Consider the following 15,804-nt stretch of genomic DNA (forward strand, 5'->3'; position numbering starts at 1 on the left):
CAGCGAGCGGACCATCAGCTCAGCGCGTTGGTGCCGCATCACGGCACGGAGCGAAGCGGAGTGCCGACATGAGCTTTCCGCCCGTCGACTCGTACGCCTTCCTCTCCGACACCCACACCGCCGCGCTGGTCGCGCCGGACGGGACGGTCGAGTGGCTCTGCGTACCGCACTTCGAGGGCGACGCCGTCTTCGCCCGGCTGCTCGACCGTCAGGTCGGCGGTGCCTTCTCGCTCACCGTCGACGGCTGCCCCACGCCGGCCCGCCGGTACCTGCCGGACACCCTGGTGCTGCACACCGAGTACGACGGCCCGGGCGGCCGGGCCGTCGGACGGGACTTCCTCGCCGTCGCGCCGGGCGACGCGGCCCAACCGATCCGGGCCGGCAAGGTGCTGGTCCGCCAACTGACGGCCGAGCGCGGTGCGGTGCGGCTGGCGGTGCGGATCGTCCCGCGACCCGGCTACGGCGCCCGGAGCACCGGCTGGACCCGGGTCGACGGCCGGTGGCACGCCTCCGGGGTCCCGCTGCGGATCGGCGCCGACCTGCCGCTCGTGGCGGACGGGACGGCGCTGACCGCCGACCTGGAGCTGCCCGCCGGCCGGACGGTCACCATCCTGCTCCACTACGGCGACGGCGACGACGCGGGACCGGCGGCGCAGGACCCGACCGTCCTGCTCGACCAGACCTGCCGCACCTGGCGGGACTGGTCCGGCCGCAGCGACTACACCGGCTTCGCCGCCGACGCCGTCCGGCGCAGCGCCCTGGTGCTGCGCGGCCTGTCGTTCGACGAGACCGGCGCGCTGCTGGCCGCCGCCACCACCGCGCTGCCCGAGGAGATCGGCGGGGTGCGCAACTGGGACTACCGGTACACCTGGCACCGGGACGCGGCCCTGCTGCTGCTCGCCCTGTTCCGGCTCGGTCATGCCGAGGAGGGCCGGCGGTACCTGCGCTTCCTGCTGGACATCTGCGCCACGCGGGCGGACCCGCTCGCCCCGCTCGTCGGCATCCACGGCCACACGACCACCGAGCGGGAACTGCCGCACCTGTCCGGCTACGCCGACTCGCGGCCGGTCCGCACCGGCAACGAGGCCGCCGACCAGGTCCAGTTCGACACCTACGGTCACATCCTCGACGCGGCCCTGGTCTACCAGCAACTCACCGGCGACCTCACCGGCGACCAGTGGGGGCTGCTGCGGTGGCACGTCGACACCATGGCCCGGCGGTGGCGAGAACCCGACCACGGCGCCTGGGAGATCCGCGGCCCGCGCCGGCACTACGTCAACTCGAAGGTGATGACCTGGGTCTGCCTCGATCGGGGCGTTCGCCTGGCCGATCTGCTCGACGACCGCACCGCCGCCGTCGACCGCTGGCGGCAGGCCCGCGACGACCTGCACGCCGAGGTCCTCGACCGCGGTTACGACGAGTCGGTGGGCAGCTTCGTGCTGGCGTACGGCAGCAGCGAACTCGACGCGGCCCTGCTGCGGATCCCCCTGGTCGGCTTCCTCCCCGCCGACGATCCGCGGATGCTCGCCACCATCGACCGGATCCGCCAGCGGCTCGCCATCGGCCCGGCCCTGATCCGCCGGTACCGCGCGGACGACGGCCTGCCCGGCGCGGAGGGGGCATTCCTGCTCTGCTCGTTCGAACTGGTCTCCGCCCTCGCGCTGGCCGGCGAGCGGAAGCCGGCACGGCAGCTCTTCGACCAGCTCAGCGCGTACGCGGGGCCGCTGGGCTTCTACTCCGAACAGCTCGCCGCCGACGGGACCGCGCTGGGCAACTATCCCCAGGCGTTCACCCACCTCGCCCTCATCGAGGCGGCCCTGAACCTGGACGCCGCCGGCGACCGGGACGCCCTGCACGCCTGGGCCGAGCGCTCGCGGCGGATGCCGGCGGGTCGTCCCGCCGGGCGGTGACCGGGACGCCGATCCGGAGCGGGCTCGGGCCACCGCCGGCGGCTCGGCGTACGCCCGGTCGAGCCGACGCGGCGGGGGTGTGCGGGGTCGGCAACCCCCGCACACCCCCTGTGCGCGATGTTCGACTGTCCGCCCTAGGGCAGGACCGCTGTGCCCTTGCGGTAGTTCTTCCCGTTGCCGTCCGGGCGGTAGTTGTTCTCCACGTTGCCCGCCGAGTCGACGGAGAACCAGTGCACCCGGGTGCCGGCCGGGACGGTCAGCGTCTCCCCGCCCTCGCGGATGCCGGCGGAGCCGTACAGCGTCGAGTCGTACGTCGGGGCGGCCCGGTCCAGGGTGTAGAAGACCGCCGCCGGTTCGCTGGTCTCGAAGGTCACGTTCACCATGCCCGGCGTGGAGCTGGGCGCGACCTTCAGCGTGCTCGCCGGCCGTTGCTTGTCCTTGGCGAAGTCACGGGCCACCCGCATCAGCTCGACCAGCCCGTTGGCGAACTCCATCGTCTCGGCGTGCGCCTCCTCCCACTCCGGCTGGAAGGAGGTGCCGACCTCGAAGTTCCACGCATAGATGCCGTACTTGTACCAGAGCATATCGCCGGAGTTGCCGGCCGCCGAGTAGAGCACGTCGGAGATCGGGCCGGTGCGCGCCGGGGTGACCGCCATGTTCCGGTGCCGCTTGATGGCGCTGAGGATCCGCGACGAGGCGCCCCAGAACGCCGACTCCTCGGCGAGCGTCGGCCGCGGCGCCGAGACCCGGTCCGGCAGCGCGTACGCGCCGGGCGACCACATGAAGTAGTTGCCCGAGGAGTGCAGGTTCATCGAGAACCGGATGTTCGGGCGGGCCGCCAGCCAGTCCAGGTTCCGGTTCTCCGGCTCGGACAGCTCGCTCGGGCCGGCGTAGGTGCCGCTGGTGCAGCTCGACGACGCGCCGGAGTAGCCGTCGAAGAGGCTGTACTCGGTGTAGTTGCGGTTGTTGTCCACACCCCACGAGTTGCGGGCCAGGAAGTCGGCCGAGCCGGTCAGCGGGCAGTGGTTGGTCATGTTCTTGCGCTGCGAGTTGAAGTCGTAGAACGAGTAGTGCCCACCGTCCGGGTTGACCGACGGCGCGATCCAGATGTCGAGGTTGTTCAGCAGCTGCTTGGTCTGCCCGTCGTGGCCGTAGTTGCGCAGCAGTCGCTCGGCGGTTTCGATGGTGACCAGCGGCGGCACCCACTCCCGGGCGTGCTCCTGGGCGTAGGCCAGCACGCCGAGCTTGGAATCGTCGCGGTGCTTGCCGATCCGGATCGCGTACACCGGGTGCGGCTCGCGGGAGACGCTGGCCGGCGCGCTCAGCCCGTCGGTGAGCGGGGTCCGCGCGGCCGGCGCGACCACGCCGGTGCCCGGGCTGCCCCGATAGGTGTACGCCCGCAGCAGCGACCCGGCGCCGGCGTTGAGCGCGGCCACCACCTGGGCGGCGGTGCTGGTGACCGTGCCGGCGGAGTCGGTGCCCAGGGTCACCCGGACCGCCGAGCCGGCGACACTCACCGACAGCGGCGTGTTCGGCGCGCCCGGGTCGGCGAGCTCCACCGAGACGTCGTTGCCGCCCTCGTGGCCCCAGGCCAGCGAGTCCACCGCGACCCGGCTGGCGGTGGCGGTGCCGAGCACGGCCTGCGCGTGCCGCCGGTAGCCGTTGGTCTTGTACGGCAGCTCCACGATCTCCGCCAGGTCCGGGAACTCGGCGGCCAGCTGGTGGATCCGCGCGTACAGCTCGGTGGGGGTCAGGTAGCTGGTGACGAAGTCCTTCTGGTAGCCGGGCCCCTCCGGGCCGTCGCCCGGGGTCGGCAACCACTCCCGGACGGTGGCGATGGCGACGTCACCGGTCGGGCTGGTGATCCGGACGCGGTCCGGACGGGTGGTCACGGTGGCGGCGCCCCGGTGGTACAGGTAGACGCCGGCGTCGACGAAGCGGGAGATGGTCTGCGTACCTCCGGAGCCGAAAGCGGTGCCCGGGCCGCTGTCCCGCTCGACGGTGAGCGGGGTGGCGACCGTCTGGCCCTGCGCCCACTTCGCCTCCACGGACAGGATCTGGTCGGTGCCGGAGGTGTAGTAGTCGGCCCGGATGATCTTGACGTCGGAGACGTCCGGCGCGGTCGGGTTGGCCGCCGCGGCGGCGAACTGCCGGTTGTCGGCGACGTGCTCGGCGATGGTCGCCGCGCGCTCGGCCACCCGGGCCTGGGCGTCGGCGGGCCGGTGCAGCACCTTGCCGAGCCGGAACCCGGCGGCGGTCAGCGCGGCGCCCTCGCTGGCCGTGATGACCGCGTGCGCGACCACGCCGTCCTCGGTCCGGCTGACGTGGTGGTCGAGGTCGACGCCGGTCGCGACCAGGGCGTCCAACTGGGCGGTGCCGTCGAGCAGCACCTCGACGACGTTCGCCTCCTCGTCGCCGACCCGGACCAGGTCGACCGAGGGTGCGGCCGGCGGTGCGGTGGCCGAGGCCGGGCTGACCAGCAGCACCACGGCCATGGCCCCGGCCAGCGCGGCGGGGAGCGGAAGGCGGCGTCGCCACCGGGGACCTAGGGGATCACGCATCTGTCGACCCTTCTGTTGCTCGGCATGGGTGACCGAATGAGCTGGCCGAGGGGCCCCGCCCGGGGTACGCGGCTCCGCCCCGTCGGTCGCGCGCCGCGCTGGCGGCGTCACGACCCGGTGGAAGGAAGGTGATGGTGTCCGGTTGCGGCGGACCGACGCTGCCCGCATCGCCGAGTTGCGGAAGCGCCGTCGAGTGGTGGACGGGAGGATGTTCCGGTTGCGGTCGGTGGACTGAGCCAATCCTCAGTGTCGACAAAGTGGTCTGTCAATCCTCCGGGTAAGGTCCGGCTCCGGGTGCCGGTCAGTTCAGCGCGGACCGTACGCCCAGCCCGACGAGAACGACGCCGGTGACCCGGTCCAGCGCCCGGCGCACCCGCTCGGTCCGCAGCAGCCGGGCGGCCGCCCCGGTGACCGCCGTCCAGCCGGCCAGCCACCCGGTGTGCAGCACGGCGTGCGCGGTGGCCAGCAGCAGCATCGGCGCCAGCACCGGCCCGGACGGGTCGAGGAACTGCGGGGCCAGCGTCAGGTAGACGGCCGCCGCCTTGGGATTCAGCACGTTCCCGAGCAGCCCCTGCGGGTACGGGTGCCGAGCCCGGCCGGCGAGCCGGCGCCACCCGGCCCGGGCGGACGGCCGGCCGGGTGCGGCGGGCCGCCGGCGGGCGGCGGAGACCAGCAGCCAGACACCGAGCCCGACGAGATAGCCGGTGCCGGCCAGCTTGACGATCCAGAACGCCTGCGACGAGCGCAGCACCAGCGCCGCCAGACCGGCCGCGGCCAGCGCCGCGTGCAGGTAGATCCCGGTCACCGTACCGAGGATCACCCACCAGCCCTGGCGCCGGCCGCCGGCGCCCACCCGGGAGACGACCAGCGCGAAGCTGGTGCCGGGGGTGAGCGTGATCGGCGCGACGGCGAGCGCGAAGCCCAGCATGCCGGCCCCGGTCACCGGTCAGACCACCACCCGGTAGTGGGTGGTCAGCAGGCCGGTGTCGTCGTACACGTGGAAGGCGATGCCCGGCGGTTGCCGCTGGTCGGTCAGCGTCCCCTCGCCCTCCCACGGCATCCGTAGGGTCGAGACGACGCCGGGCGCGATCCGCAGCGGGCGGCCGGCGAAGGTGCTCGCCGCGGCCGTGTGGAAGTGCCCGGTCAGCACGGCGACGATCTGCGGGTGGGCGGCCACCAGCTCGGCGAGCGGGTCCGTGGGCAGCAGCCGCATGTCGTCGATGACCGGGTGGTGCAGCGCGACCGGCGGGTGGTGGAAGGCGATGAAGACCGGGACGTCGGCCGCCACCGAGGCGAGCTGCTCCCGCAGCCAGCCCATGGTCTCCTCGTCCAGGTGACCGTCGTCGCGGCCGGGGATGCTGGAGTCGGCGAGCAGGAAGGTGGCGCCGCCGACGTCGTGCCGGCTGTTGATCGGCCCGTCGCCGCCGCCGGTTTCGCCCAGCAGCCCCTTGCGGTAGGCGTCGCGCACGTCGTGGTTTCCCGGGCAGACCAGCACCGGCTGCGGCGAGGCGAAGAGCTTCGCGGCCAACTCGTACTCGGACACCTGCCCGTGGTCGGCGATGTCCCCGGTGATCAGGATGGCGTCCACCGGCCGGGCCAGGTTGTGCAGGTGGTCCATGACCCGGGCGGTCCGCTCCGCCGAGCGCGGATGGTCGTCGAGGTGGGTGTCGCTGAGGTGCGCGATGGTCAGCACGAGGGCTCCCTAACGGGTTACGCTGCTTTTGCCGTTAGGGACGCTACACTGGCCCCCCGGAGATCCACAACACGCCCGCGACCCCCGGAGGCACGATGTCCGTCCAGCTCACGCTCGCCCTGGCCGGCACCATCCGGCACGACGGCAACGGCGGCGTGACCGACGACCTCGCCGACACCGGCGGGCTCGCCCGGTGGCTGCGCGACCACGCCGAACCGCTGCGCGGCTACGACCACGACCTGGCGCCCCCGGCCGACCTGCCCGACGAGCGGACCCGGCTCGACGTGGTCGCGCTGCGCCGGGCCGTCCGCACGCTGCTCGCCCGCGCGGTGGCGCCGGCACCGCCCAGCCGGGCCGACCACGCGTCGCTGCTGACGCCGGACGAGGCGGTGCGCCACCTCAACGACGTCGCCGGCCGGCTGCCCACCAGCCCCCGGCTGCACTGGCCCGCCGACGGGGCGCCGATCCTCACCCGACACGCCGGTCCGGCCGAGCCACGGCTACGGCTCACCGCGGCGCTGGCCCGCGCCGCCGTCGACTTCCTGGCCGGCCCCGAACGGGAGCAGCTGCGCGCCTGCCCGGCGCCGCGGTGCGTGCGGTACTTCGTCCGGGAGCACGCCCGCCAGCAGTGGTGCAAGCCGTCCTGCGGCAACCGCGCCCGGGTCGCCCGCCACTACCAGCGCCAGCAGGCCGGAGCCGGGCGGCCGGCCGACGCTGACTGACCGCCTACTCCGCGCACCGTACCGGCGGCCTCCTGCTCGGGATCAGCCGGCTGCGCCGCGCCGCGCGCGGCCGGGTCTGACCGGTAGGGCGACGATCTCCGGGCACGCGTGCGGTGCCCGGAGATTCTCGTTTCCGGAGCGCCGGCTCGTCGCGCGCGCCATGCCGCTTCTTGATGCAGTCAAGAAAAAAGTCGGGCATACTGCGCACCGTGGCCACCTCGGACGTCGAGCGCGTGCCGCGCGGGGCCGCGCTCCGCGTGACCCGTCCGCGGCTGGCCGCGCTGTCCGCGGTGCACGCACATCCGCACGCCGGCACCGGCTCCATCGTCGGTGCCGCGTCGGGAGCTTCCCGAGTGTCCTATCAGGCCAGGTACCACGTGCCCCGCGCTGACCGGCGCGGGGCTGGTACGTCACGTGTCGCGGCGCCAGCAACCAGTTGACCGAACGAGACCGACAGGAGAAGGACCGACGTGCCTGAGCACGGCAGCGAGAGCGAGAACCCGGCAATCCCCTCCCCGACGCCGAAGCCGAGTCGGCCGAGGTCGAACCAGGACTGGTGGCCGAACCAGCTGAACCTGCAGGTACTCCATCAGCACTCACCCCGGGCCAACCCGCTGGGCGAGTCGTTCAGCTACCGGCAGGAGTTCAAGAGCCTCGACGTCGAGGCGCTCAAGCGGGACGTCTTCGAGGTGATGACGACCTCGCAGGACTGGTGGCCGGCGGACTACGGCCACTACGGGCCGCTGTTCATCCGGATGAGCTGGCACTCCGCCGGCACGTACCGGATCGAGGACGGCCGCGGTGGTGGCGGCGACGGCGCCCAGCGGTTCGCCCCGCTCAACAGCTGGCCGGACAACGCGAACCTCGACAAGGCGCGCCGGCTGCTCTGGCCGGTCAAGCAGAAGTACGGTCAGAAGATCTCCTGGGCCGACCTCCTGGTCTTCGCCGGCAACTGCGCGCTGGAGTCGATGGGGTTCAAGACGTTCGGCTTCGGCTTCGGGCGGGAGGACGTCTGGGAGCCCGAGGAGGTCTTCTGGGGGCCCGAGGACACCTGGCTCGGCGACGAGCGCTACAGCGGCGACCGGGAACTTGCCGCCCCGCTGGGCGCCGTCCAGATGGGGCTGATCTACGTGAACCCGGAGGGCCCCAACGGCACCCCGGATCCCCTCGCCGCCGCCCGGGACATCCGGGAGACCTTCCGCCGGATGGCGATGAACGACGAGGAGACAGTGGCGCTCATCGCCGGTGGCCACACGTTCGGCAAGACCCACGGCGCCGCCCGCGCCGACGAGTACGTCGGGCCGGAGCCCGAGGCCGCCCCGCTGGAGGCGCAGGGCCTGGGCTGGAAGAACAGCTACGGCAGCGGCAAGGGCGCCGACACGATCACCAGCGGCCTCGAAGGCGCCTGGACGCCCACCCCGATCACCTGGGACAACAGCTTCTTCGAGACGCTCTTCGGCTTCGAGTGGGAGGTCTGCGAGAGCCCGGCCGGCGCGAAGCAGTGGCGGCCGAAGGGTGGCGCCGGGTCGGACGCCGTACCCGGGGCCCACGACCCCTCCGTCCGGTACGCCCCGATGATGGCGACGACCGACATCGCGCTGCGCGTCGACCCGACCTACGAACCCATCTCGCGGCGCTTCCTGGAGAACCCGGACCAGTTCGCCGACGCGTTCGCCCGGGCCTGGTACAAGCTGCTGCACCGCGACATGGGACCGGCCTCGCGTTACCTCGGCCCGTGGGTGCCGGAGCCGCAGCTGTGGCAGGACCCGGTCCCGGCGGTCGACCACGAGCTGATCGGGGCCGAGGACGTCGCCACCCTCAAGAACACGGTCCTCGCCTCCGGACTGTCCATCCCCCAGCTCGTCCGGACCGCCTGGGCGTCGGCGGCGAGCTTCCGTGGCACCGACATGCGGGGCGGCGCGAACGGAGCCCGGATCCGCCTGGAGCCGCAGCGGAACTGGGAGGTCAACGAGCCGGCCGAACTCGCCACGGTGCTGCCGGTCCTGGAGCGGATCCAGCAGGACTTCAACAGCGCGCAGTCCGGCCGGAAGAAGGTCTCGCTCGCCGACCTGATCGTCCTGGCCGGATGCGCGGCCGTCGAGCAGGCCGCGCGGAACGCCGGGCACGAGGTGACGGTGCCGTTCTCGCCCGGACGCACCGACGCCGCGCAGGAGCAGACCGACGTCGAATCGTTCGCCGTGCTGGAACCGAGGGCTGACGGGTTCCGCAACTACCTGCGCGCCGGCCAGAAGCTGTCGCCGGAGACCCTGCTGCTGGACCGGGCCAACCTGTTGACGCTAACCGCTCCCGAGATGACCGTGCTGGTCGGCGGCATGCGGGCGCTGAACGCCAACGTGGGGCGGACCCGGCACGGCGTCCTCACCGACCGGCCCGAGTCGTTGACGACCGATTTCTTCCGCAACCTGCTCGACATCGGCACGGAGTGGAAGGCCGCCACCGACACCGAGAACGTCTACGAGGGCCGGGACCGCGCCACCGGCGAACTCCGGTGGACGGCCACCGCCGTCGACCTGGTCTTCGGCGCGAACTCCCAGCTCCGCGGCATCGCCGAGGTCTACGCCAGCGCGGACGGGCAGGAGCGGTTCGTCCGGGACTTCGTCGCGGCGTGGGTCAAGGTCATGAACCTGGACCGGTTCGACCTCGCCTGATCCGTACGGGCCCCGGTCGGCGTGACCGGGGCCCGTCCGTCCCGCCGGGCTCAGCCGGGCCGCCCGCGCAACGCCGGCCGTGCCGGTCGTGCCGGCCGCTCGCCCAGCACGTCGCCGACCACCACCGCGGCCAGGACCAGCACGACGAGGCTGGTGACGAGCACCGGCGGCCAGCCGCCCACCCACGGTGCCGCGGCAGCGAGCACCACCAGCCAGAACACCCGGTGCCAGGGCACCACCCCGATGATCCGGAAGGTGAACAGGGTGCGCCCGACCAGGAACAGCGCGGGACCGCCGACGATCAGGGCGATCCAGCGCGCCGGTGTGTCGCCGGTGGGCCGGTCGACGACCAGGTCGAACCCCGCGGCGGTGCAGACGACGCCCGCCAACATCACCAAATGGGTGTACGGCGCCAGCCGGGTCGCCCGCCGCAGCAGGTGGGCGGAGAGCGTCCGCAGGATGGCACCGGCCCCCAGGACGTAGACCTGCCAGAGCAGCAGCATGGTGAGGAAGGCGCAGAGGAACGCGGCCAGCCGGGCGTGGGTGAACTCCGCGCTGCTGATCTTCAGGGTCGGCGCCAGGATGATGTCGCCGAGCGCCAGGATGACGAACTGCTGGTACCGCTCACCCAGGTGCGCGGTGGTCATCTCGTACTGCCCGAGCGGTACCCGGCCGAGCCAGGGGGTGGGGTAGCGCGCCGCCGCCGAGACGTAGTCGATCGCCACCGCGACGGTCCACAGCTGCCACCACGGCGCGCCGGGCAGCAGCGCCCCGGCGATCCAGAAGACGCCGGAGACCAGGAACCAGAAGAGGAAGCGCGCCGCCCGTCCCTTGGCCTGGTGCCGGTGCCGGTGCCGGCGCTGGTGCTGGTGCAGCACCCCGACCAGCACCAGGCCCCGTACCAGGTGGGGGGTCACGTATCCGACGGCGAAGACCAGCGCGTGCGCGGCGGAGGCGAGCGCCGCCGCCGTCACCACGGCACCGAGCGCGGTGACCATGAGGATGGCCTGGATCGGCCGCTGTTCCGGGTCGTAGAAGTCGGTGGTGGTCGAGGTGATCGACCAGGTCCACCAGATCGCCATCAGCATGAGCACGACCGGCCCGACGCCGGCCCACGAGTCCCGCTCGGCGATCAGCATCGAGACCAGCGCGAGGGCGGCCACGAAGACGACGTCGAAGAGCAGTTCCAGCAGGGTGGCCCGGTTCGAGGCGTTCGGCCGGCGGACCAACTCGGTGCTGCCCCCGGTCGTCATCCCGGCCTCCCCGCCGCCGTCGCACCCGGTCGTGGGCGAAGCCGCGCCGTGGGGCGCCCCCGCGCCGCCGGGCGTACGGCCTGCCGGTCGCCGGGCCCGCGAGGATTATCGGTGCGGCCGCGGCGAGCCGTCCCGGGAACGGCGATTCCGGACTTCGCCCCGTGCCCACCGGCCCCCAGCCGCGACCGCGGTTAGTCGTCCGCGGGCGGGGTACGCGTCCGGGGCGCGCTGCCGGCCCGTTGACCCGGCCCCTCCTGCCGAGGACCGATCCGAGAGGAACGACGGTGTCACACGAGTACCGCAAGAGCGCTGAGGCGATCTCCCGGCTGTCGCCGGAGCAGTACCGCGTCACCCAGGAAGCCGGCACGGAGCCGCCCTTCGCCAACGCGTACTGGGACAACAAGGAACCGGGCATCTACGTCGACGTGGTGTCCGGTGAGCCCCTGTTCGCGTCCGTCGACAAGTACGACAGCGGCACCGGCTGGCCCACCTTCAGCAAGCCGATCGACCGGCGGAACGTGGTCGAGGTGCAGGATTCGAGCCTCGGCATGTTCCGCATCGAGGTCCGGTCGGCGCGCGGGGACAGTCACCTCGGGCACGTGTTCGACGACGGTCCGGTGGAGACCGGTGGGATGCGGTACTGCATGAACTCTGCGGCGCTCCGGTTCGTCCGGCGCGACGACCTCGAGCGCGAAGGCTACGGCGAATACCGCACGTTGTTCGAGCACCCGGACGGGGAGCGGAAGCGATGACGGAGAAGACGGAGAAGGCGATTCTGGCCGGCGGCTGCTTCTGGGGCATGCAGGACCTCATCCGCAAACGCCCCGGCGTGCTGGACACCAGGGTGGGATACACCGGCGGGGACGTGCCGAACGCGACGTACCGGAACCACGGGACCCACGCCGAGGCGATCGAGATCGTCTACGACCCGCAGCGACTCTCCTACCGTGACCTGCTGGAGTTCTTCTTCCAGGTCCACGACCCGACCACGAAGAACCGCCAGGGCAACGACGTGGGCCTGAGCTACCGGTCGGCCATCTTCTACACCGACGAGCAGCAGCGGCAGGTCGCGGAGGACACCATCGCCGACGTCGACGCCTCGGGCCTGTGGCCGGGCAAGGTGGTCACCGAGGTTAGCCCGGCCGGGCCGTTCTGGGAGGCCGAGCCGGAGCACCAGGACTACCTGGAGCGCAACCCCGGCGGCTACACCTGCCACTACGTCCGGCCGGACTGGAAGCTGCCCCGACGCGGGGAGAACGCCGGCTGACACCGACCGGGGCCGATCGCCGGGCGCGGCCGCCCGCGGGCCGGCCAGGTGTAGACGGCACGCCAGGTGGTATCCGGGGCTCGACTCCAGCACCTCGACTCACGGAAGGGTGGCCACCCATGGCGGTCAAGACCGAAGCGCGGGTGGACGTTGCCGGGATCCGGCCGTTCACGGTAGAGATCCCCGAGGCGGAACTGACGGCGCTGCGGCAGCGCATCGCGGCCACCCGCTGGCCGGAGCGGGAGACCGTCGGCGACCAGTCGCAGGGTGTGCCGCTCGAGACGATCCAGGCGCTGGCGCGCTACTGGGAGAAGGAGTACGACTGGCGCCGGGTCGAGGCGCGGCTGAACAGCCTGCCGAACTTCGTCACCGAGATCGACGGGCTCGACATCCACTTCGTCCACGTCCGTTCCCGGCACGACGACGCGCTGCCGCTGATCGTCACGCACGGCTGGCCCGGTTCGGTGATCGAGCAGCTGAAGATCGTCGGCCCGCTCACCGATCCCACGGCGCACGGCGGGGACGCGTCGGACGCCTTCCACCTGGTGATCCCGTCGCTGCCCGGTTTCGGGTTCTCCGGCAAGCCGACCGCGCCCGGCTGGGGCCCGGACCGGGTCGCGCGCGCCTGGGCGCAACTGATGGACCGCCTCGGCTACACCCGCTACGTGGCGCAGGGCGGCGACTGGGGAGCCCTGATCACCGACCTGCTGGCGTTGCAGAAGCCGCCGGGGCTGATCGGCATCCACACCAACATGCCCGGCGCGATTCCGCCCGACATCGACGCGCTGTTCCAGTCCGACATCACCGGGGCGAACAACGCGCTCGGCAAGCTGCCCGCCGGTCTCTCCGACGAGGAGAAGCGTACCTGCGAGCAGTTGGACTTCTTCTGGAAGCACTCCGCCTACGCCCTGATGATGGGTACGCGCCCGGAGACGCTGACCGGGCTGGCCGACTCGCCCGTCGCGCTCGCCAGCTACATGCTCGACCACGACGCGGCCAGCCTGGACCTGATCTGCCGGTCCTTCGCCGGAGAGCAGGTGGGCCTGTCGCGGGACGACGTCCTCGACAACATCACCCTGTTCTGGTTGACGAACACCGGGGTCTCCTCGGCCCGGATCTACTGGGAGAACGCGTACTCCTTCTTCGCCGCCAAGGGCGTCACCGTGCCCGCCGCCGTGAGCGTCTTCCCCGACGAGCTCTACGAGACGCCGCGCAGTTGGGCGGAGCGGGCCTATCCGAACCTGATCCACTACAACAAGCTCGACCGGGGCGGTCACTTCGCGGCCTGGGAACAGCCGCAACTGCTGTCGCAGGAGTTGCGCGGCGCCTTCCGGTCGCTGCGCTGAGCCGACGCGCCGACCACGGGTCCTTGTTCCGACGAACCGGCACCGACTCCTCGGCGAGCCGGAGCACCGGGCGCAGGCGTGACCACCGCCGCCTCGCCGGGTGCTCCGGCTCGCCGTCCTGCCCCCGGTACGCGGCACGGATCCCGGCCGCGTCGCCACCGGGTGTCGCGGGTGGGATCGAGCCGGCAGGACGGGCGGGCCGGTGACGACGGGCGGGGGCAGGCTGCTGCGGATGCCCGGCGGGCCGCGGCGGGCGATCTTCCTGGAGCTCTTCTTCGACCTGGTGTTCGTCGCCACCCTCGTGCAGCTCTCCCGGGGGCTGATGCGGGATCTCGGCTGGGGCGGCGCCTTCCAGACGCTGGTGCTGCTGTTGGCGATGTGGTGGACCTGGAGCATCACCACCTGGACGACCAACCTGTACGACCCGCAGCGCATGGAGATCCAGTTCCTGGTCACCGCCACCATGCTCGGCAGCCTGCTGATGGTGGCCGCGCTGCCCGAGGCGTTCGGCGCGCGGGGTCTGGTCTTCGCCGGGGCGTACGTGGCCATCCACGTCGGTCGGCAGGTCTACTTCGTCCTCGCCCTGCGCGGCCACCAGTTGCAGCGCCGGAGCCTGCGGCTGCTGTTCTGGTTCGGCGTGTCGGCGGTGCCGTGGTTCGCCGGCGCGCTCGCGGCCGGTACGGCCCGGCCGGCCCTCTGGGCGCTGGCGGTCGCCATCGACTACACCGGCGGGATCCTCCGCTTCCCCACGCCGGGGCTGGGCCGCTCACCGGAATCGGACTTCCCCGTGCTGGCCGAGCACCTGGCCGAGCGGTACCGGCAGCTCTTCATCATCGCGCTGGGCGAGCTGATCCTGGTCACCGCGCTGACCCTGGGCGGCACCGGCTTCGCGGGCGACCGGATCGTGGCGTTCGTGGTGGCGTTCGCCGGCACCGTGCTGTTCTGGCGGATCTACGTCTACCGGGCCGGGAACCTGCTGCCCGACGCCATCACCGCGGCCGGCAGACCGGACAGCCTGGCCCGGTGGGCGGCGCTCGCCCACCTGATCATGCTGGCCGGCATCGTGGCCACCGCGGTGGGCGACGAACTCGTCATCGCCCATCCCCTCGACGCCGCCGAACCGGCCTGGGTCGCCGCCATCCTCGGCGGACCCGCGCTGTTCCTGGCCGGGCGGGCCGGCTTCGAGTACACCGTGTTCGCCCGGGTGTCCCGGCCACTGCTGACCGGCATCCTGGTGCTGGCCGTCCTGGCGCCACCGCTGCTGCTGGCGCCGCCGCTGCTGGTCGCCGCCGCCGCCCTCGCGGTGCTCGTCGGGGTCGCCGGGGCCGACACGGTCCGTGCCCGGCGGCATCCGGCCGAGCCGCCGTCACCGCCGGACTGACCGCCGGGGTCACCCACGCCGGCGAAGCCTCGTCCGGGTGAGTAGCCGGACGGGCCGCCCCACGACCGGTCCCGCCGGCGGGACAATCGGCGGATGCTGCTCCCCGCGCTGGCCGTCCAGCGGTGGGTGAACTCGCCGCCGCTGACCCCGGACGCGCTGCGCGGCCGGGTGGTGCTGGTCGACGTCTGGGAGTACACCTGCGTCAACTGGATCCGCACCGCGCCCTACCTGCGGGCGTGGCACCGCGACTACGCGGACCTGGGGCTGACCGTGATCGGGGTGCACGCGCCGGAGTTCGAGTTCGGCCGGCACGCCGAGAACGTCGAGCGGGGCATCCGCGACCACGAGCTGACCTACCCGATCGCGCTGGACGACGACTTCCGGATCTGGCGGGCCCTGCGCAACGACGCCTGGCCGGCGAGGTACCTCTTCGACCCCGACGGGCTCCTCGTGGACCGGTGGGTCGGCGAGGGCGGCTACGAGCGGGTGGAGTCGGAGATCCGGCGGCTGATCGAGGTCCGGGCACCCGGCACCCGGCTGCCGCCGGTCAGCCCCGAGGCGACGGCCTTCGCCCGGACCGGCCAGCCGTCCTACCGCGGCATCACCCCGGAGACGTACCTGGGCGCCGACCGGGCGGTGCCGGGCAGCTTCGCGGTGGCTGGCGACTGGCGCCGCAGCGGCGAGTACGTCGAACTCGCCGGCGGGACCGGCGAACTCGGGCTGCCCTTCAACGCCGGCGAGGTGAACCTGGTCGTCGACCCCGGGCCCGGCCGGCCGGTCCCGGTCCGCGTACTGCTCGACGGGGAGCCGATCGGCACCGAACGCGGCGCCGACGTCGGCCCGGACGCGGTGGCCCACATCGACCGGGCGGCCATGATCCGCCTCGTCGCCGGGGCGTCCCGCGACGACCACCTGCTGACCCTGGTCACCGACCGACCCGGCTTCCGCCCGCACGTGTTCACGTTCGGCCCCTAGCCGCCCCGCCGCGGCGACCGGTTCAGC

General features: G+C 72.8%; 12 protein-coding genes. 8 read left to right on the forward strand and 4 right to left on the reverse strand.

What is annotated here, in order from left to right:
- Window positions 1–68: 68 nt before the first annotated feature.
- Window positions 69–1,910, forward strand: a complete 1,842-nt coding sequence (locus tag SM577_RS30600; RefSeq protein ID WP_474588603.1) for a glycoside hydrolase family 15 protein — start codon at window positions 69–71, stop codon at window positions 1,908–1,910.
- Window positions 1,911–2,044: 134 nt separating this feature from the next.
- On the opposite strand, the gene SM577_RS30605 is transcribed toward SM577_RS30600, so the two are convergent.
- The 3 genes from SM577_RS30605 to SM577_RS30615 all read right to left on the reverse strand — a co-directional run bounded on the left by SM577_RS30605 (window position 2,045) and on the right by SM577_RS30615 (window position 6,164).
- Window positions 2,045–4,471, reverse strand: a complete 2,427-nt coding sequence (locus SM577_RS30605; RefSeq protein ID WP_474588604.1) for a M14 family metallopeptidase — start codon at window positions 4,469–4,471, stop codon at window positions 2,045–2,047.
- A gap of 301 nt (window positions 4,472–4,772) precedes the next feature.
- The gene (locus SM577_RS30610; protein WP_474588605.1) at window positions 4,773–5,414 is read right to left on the reverse strand and encodes a LysE family translocator; all 642 of its coding nucleotides are present in this window, start codon (window positions 5,412–5,414) and stop codon (window positions 4,773–4,775) included.
- Between the two features lie 3 nt (window positions 5,415–5,417).
- The gene (locus tag SM577_RS30615; RefSeq protein ID WP_474588606.1) at window positions 5,418–6,164 is read right to left on the reverse strand and encodes a metallophosphoesterase; all 747 of its coding nucleotides are present in this window, start codon (window positions 6,162–6,164) and stop codon (window positions 5,418–5,420) included.
- Between the two features lie 95 nt (window positions 6,165–6,259).
- On the opposite strand from SM577_RS30615, the gene SM577_RS30620 reads away from it, so the two are divergent.
- Together SM577_RS30620 and katG are read left to right on the forward strand one after the other, a co-directional pair.
- The gene (locus SM577_RS30620) at window positions 6,260–6,886 is read left to right on the forward strand and encodes a CGNR zinc finger domain-containing protein (protein WP_302922044.1); all 627 of its coding nucleotides are present in this window, start codon (window positions 6,260–6,262) and stop codon (window positions 6,884–6,886) included.
- A 470-nt stretch (window positions 6,887–7,356) separates the two neighbouring features.
- Window positions 7,357–9,555: a catalase/peroxidase HPI gene (katG, locus tag SM577_RS30625; RefSeq protein ID WP_474588607.1), complete on the forward strand. Its 2,199-nt coding sequence runs from the start codon at window positions 7,357–7,359 to the stop codon at window positions 9,553–9,555.
- Between the two features lie 50 nt (window positions 9,556–9,605).
- Here katG and SM577_RS30630 read toward each other — a convergent pair whose 3' ends face one another.
- The gene (locus SM577_RS30630) at window positions 9,606–10,808 is read right to left on the reverse strand and encodes a low temperature requirement protein A (RefSeq protein WP_302922046.1); all 1,203 of its coding nucleotides are present in this window, start codon (window positions 10,806–10,808) and stop codon (window positions 9,606–9,608) included.
- A 284-nt stretch (window positions 10,809–11,092) separates the two neighbouring features.
- Between SM577_RS30630 and msrB the strand changes: the two genes are divergently transcribed.
- The 5 genes from msrB to SM577_RS30655 all read left to right on the forward strand — a co-directional run bounded on the left by msrB (window position 11,093) and on the right by SM577_RS30655 (window position 15,777).
- On the forward strand, window positions 11,093–11,560 hold the full coding sequence (gene msrB, locus SM577_RS30635) for a peptide-methionine (R)-S-oxide reductase MsrB (RefSeq protein ID WP_474580016.1): 468 nt from the start codon (window positions 11,093–11,095) through the stop codon (window positions 11,558–11,560).
- Entirely contained in the window at window positions 11,557–12,075 is a 519-nt protein-coding gene (gene msrA, locus SM577_RS30640; RefSeq protein ID WP_302922048.1) for a peptide-methionine (S)-S-oxide reductase MsrA, read from the forward strand. Before msrB ends, msrA begins: the two co-directional genes overlap by 4 nt.
- Before the next feature lie 119 nt (window positions 12,076–12,194).
- A complete protein-coding gene (locus tag SM577_RS30645; RefSeq protein ID WP_302922049.1) occupies window positions 12,195–13,421 on the forward strand; it encodes an epoxide hydrolase family protein in 1,227 nt (408 codons plus the stop codon).
- A gap of 232 nt (window positions 13,422–13,653) precedes the next feature.
- Complete coding sequence (locus SM577_RS30650; RefSeq protein WP_474588608.1) at window positions 13,654–14,802, forward strand: low temperature requirement protein A; 1,149 nt, start codon at window positions 13,654–13,656, stop codon at window positions 14,800–14,802.
- A 93-nt stretch (window positions 14,803–14,895) separates the two neighbouring features.
- Window positions 14,896–15,777, forward strand: coding sequence for a redoxin domain-containing protein (locus SM577_RS30655; RefSeq protein WP_474588609.1), 882 nt, complete (start codon window positions 14,896–14,898; stop codon window positions 15,775–15,777).
- Window positions 15,778–15,804: the final 27 nt, after the last annotated feature.

This window comes from Micromonospora desertarenae (assembly GCF_056150265.1).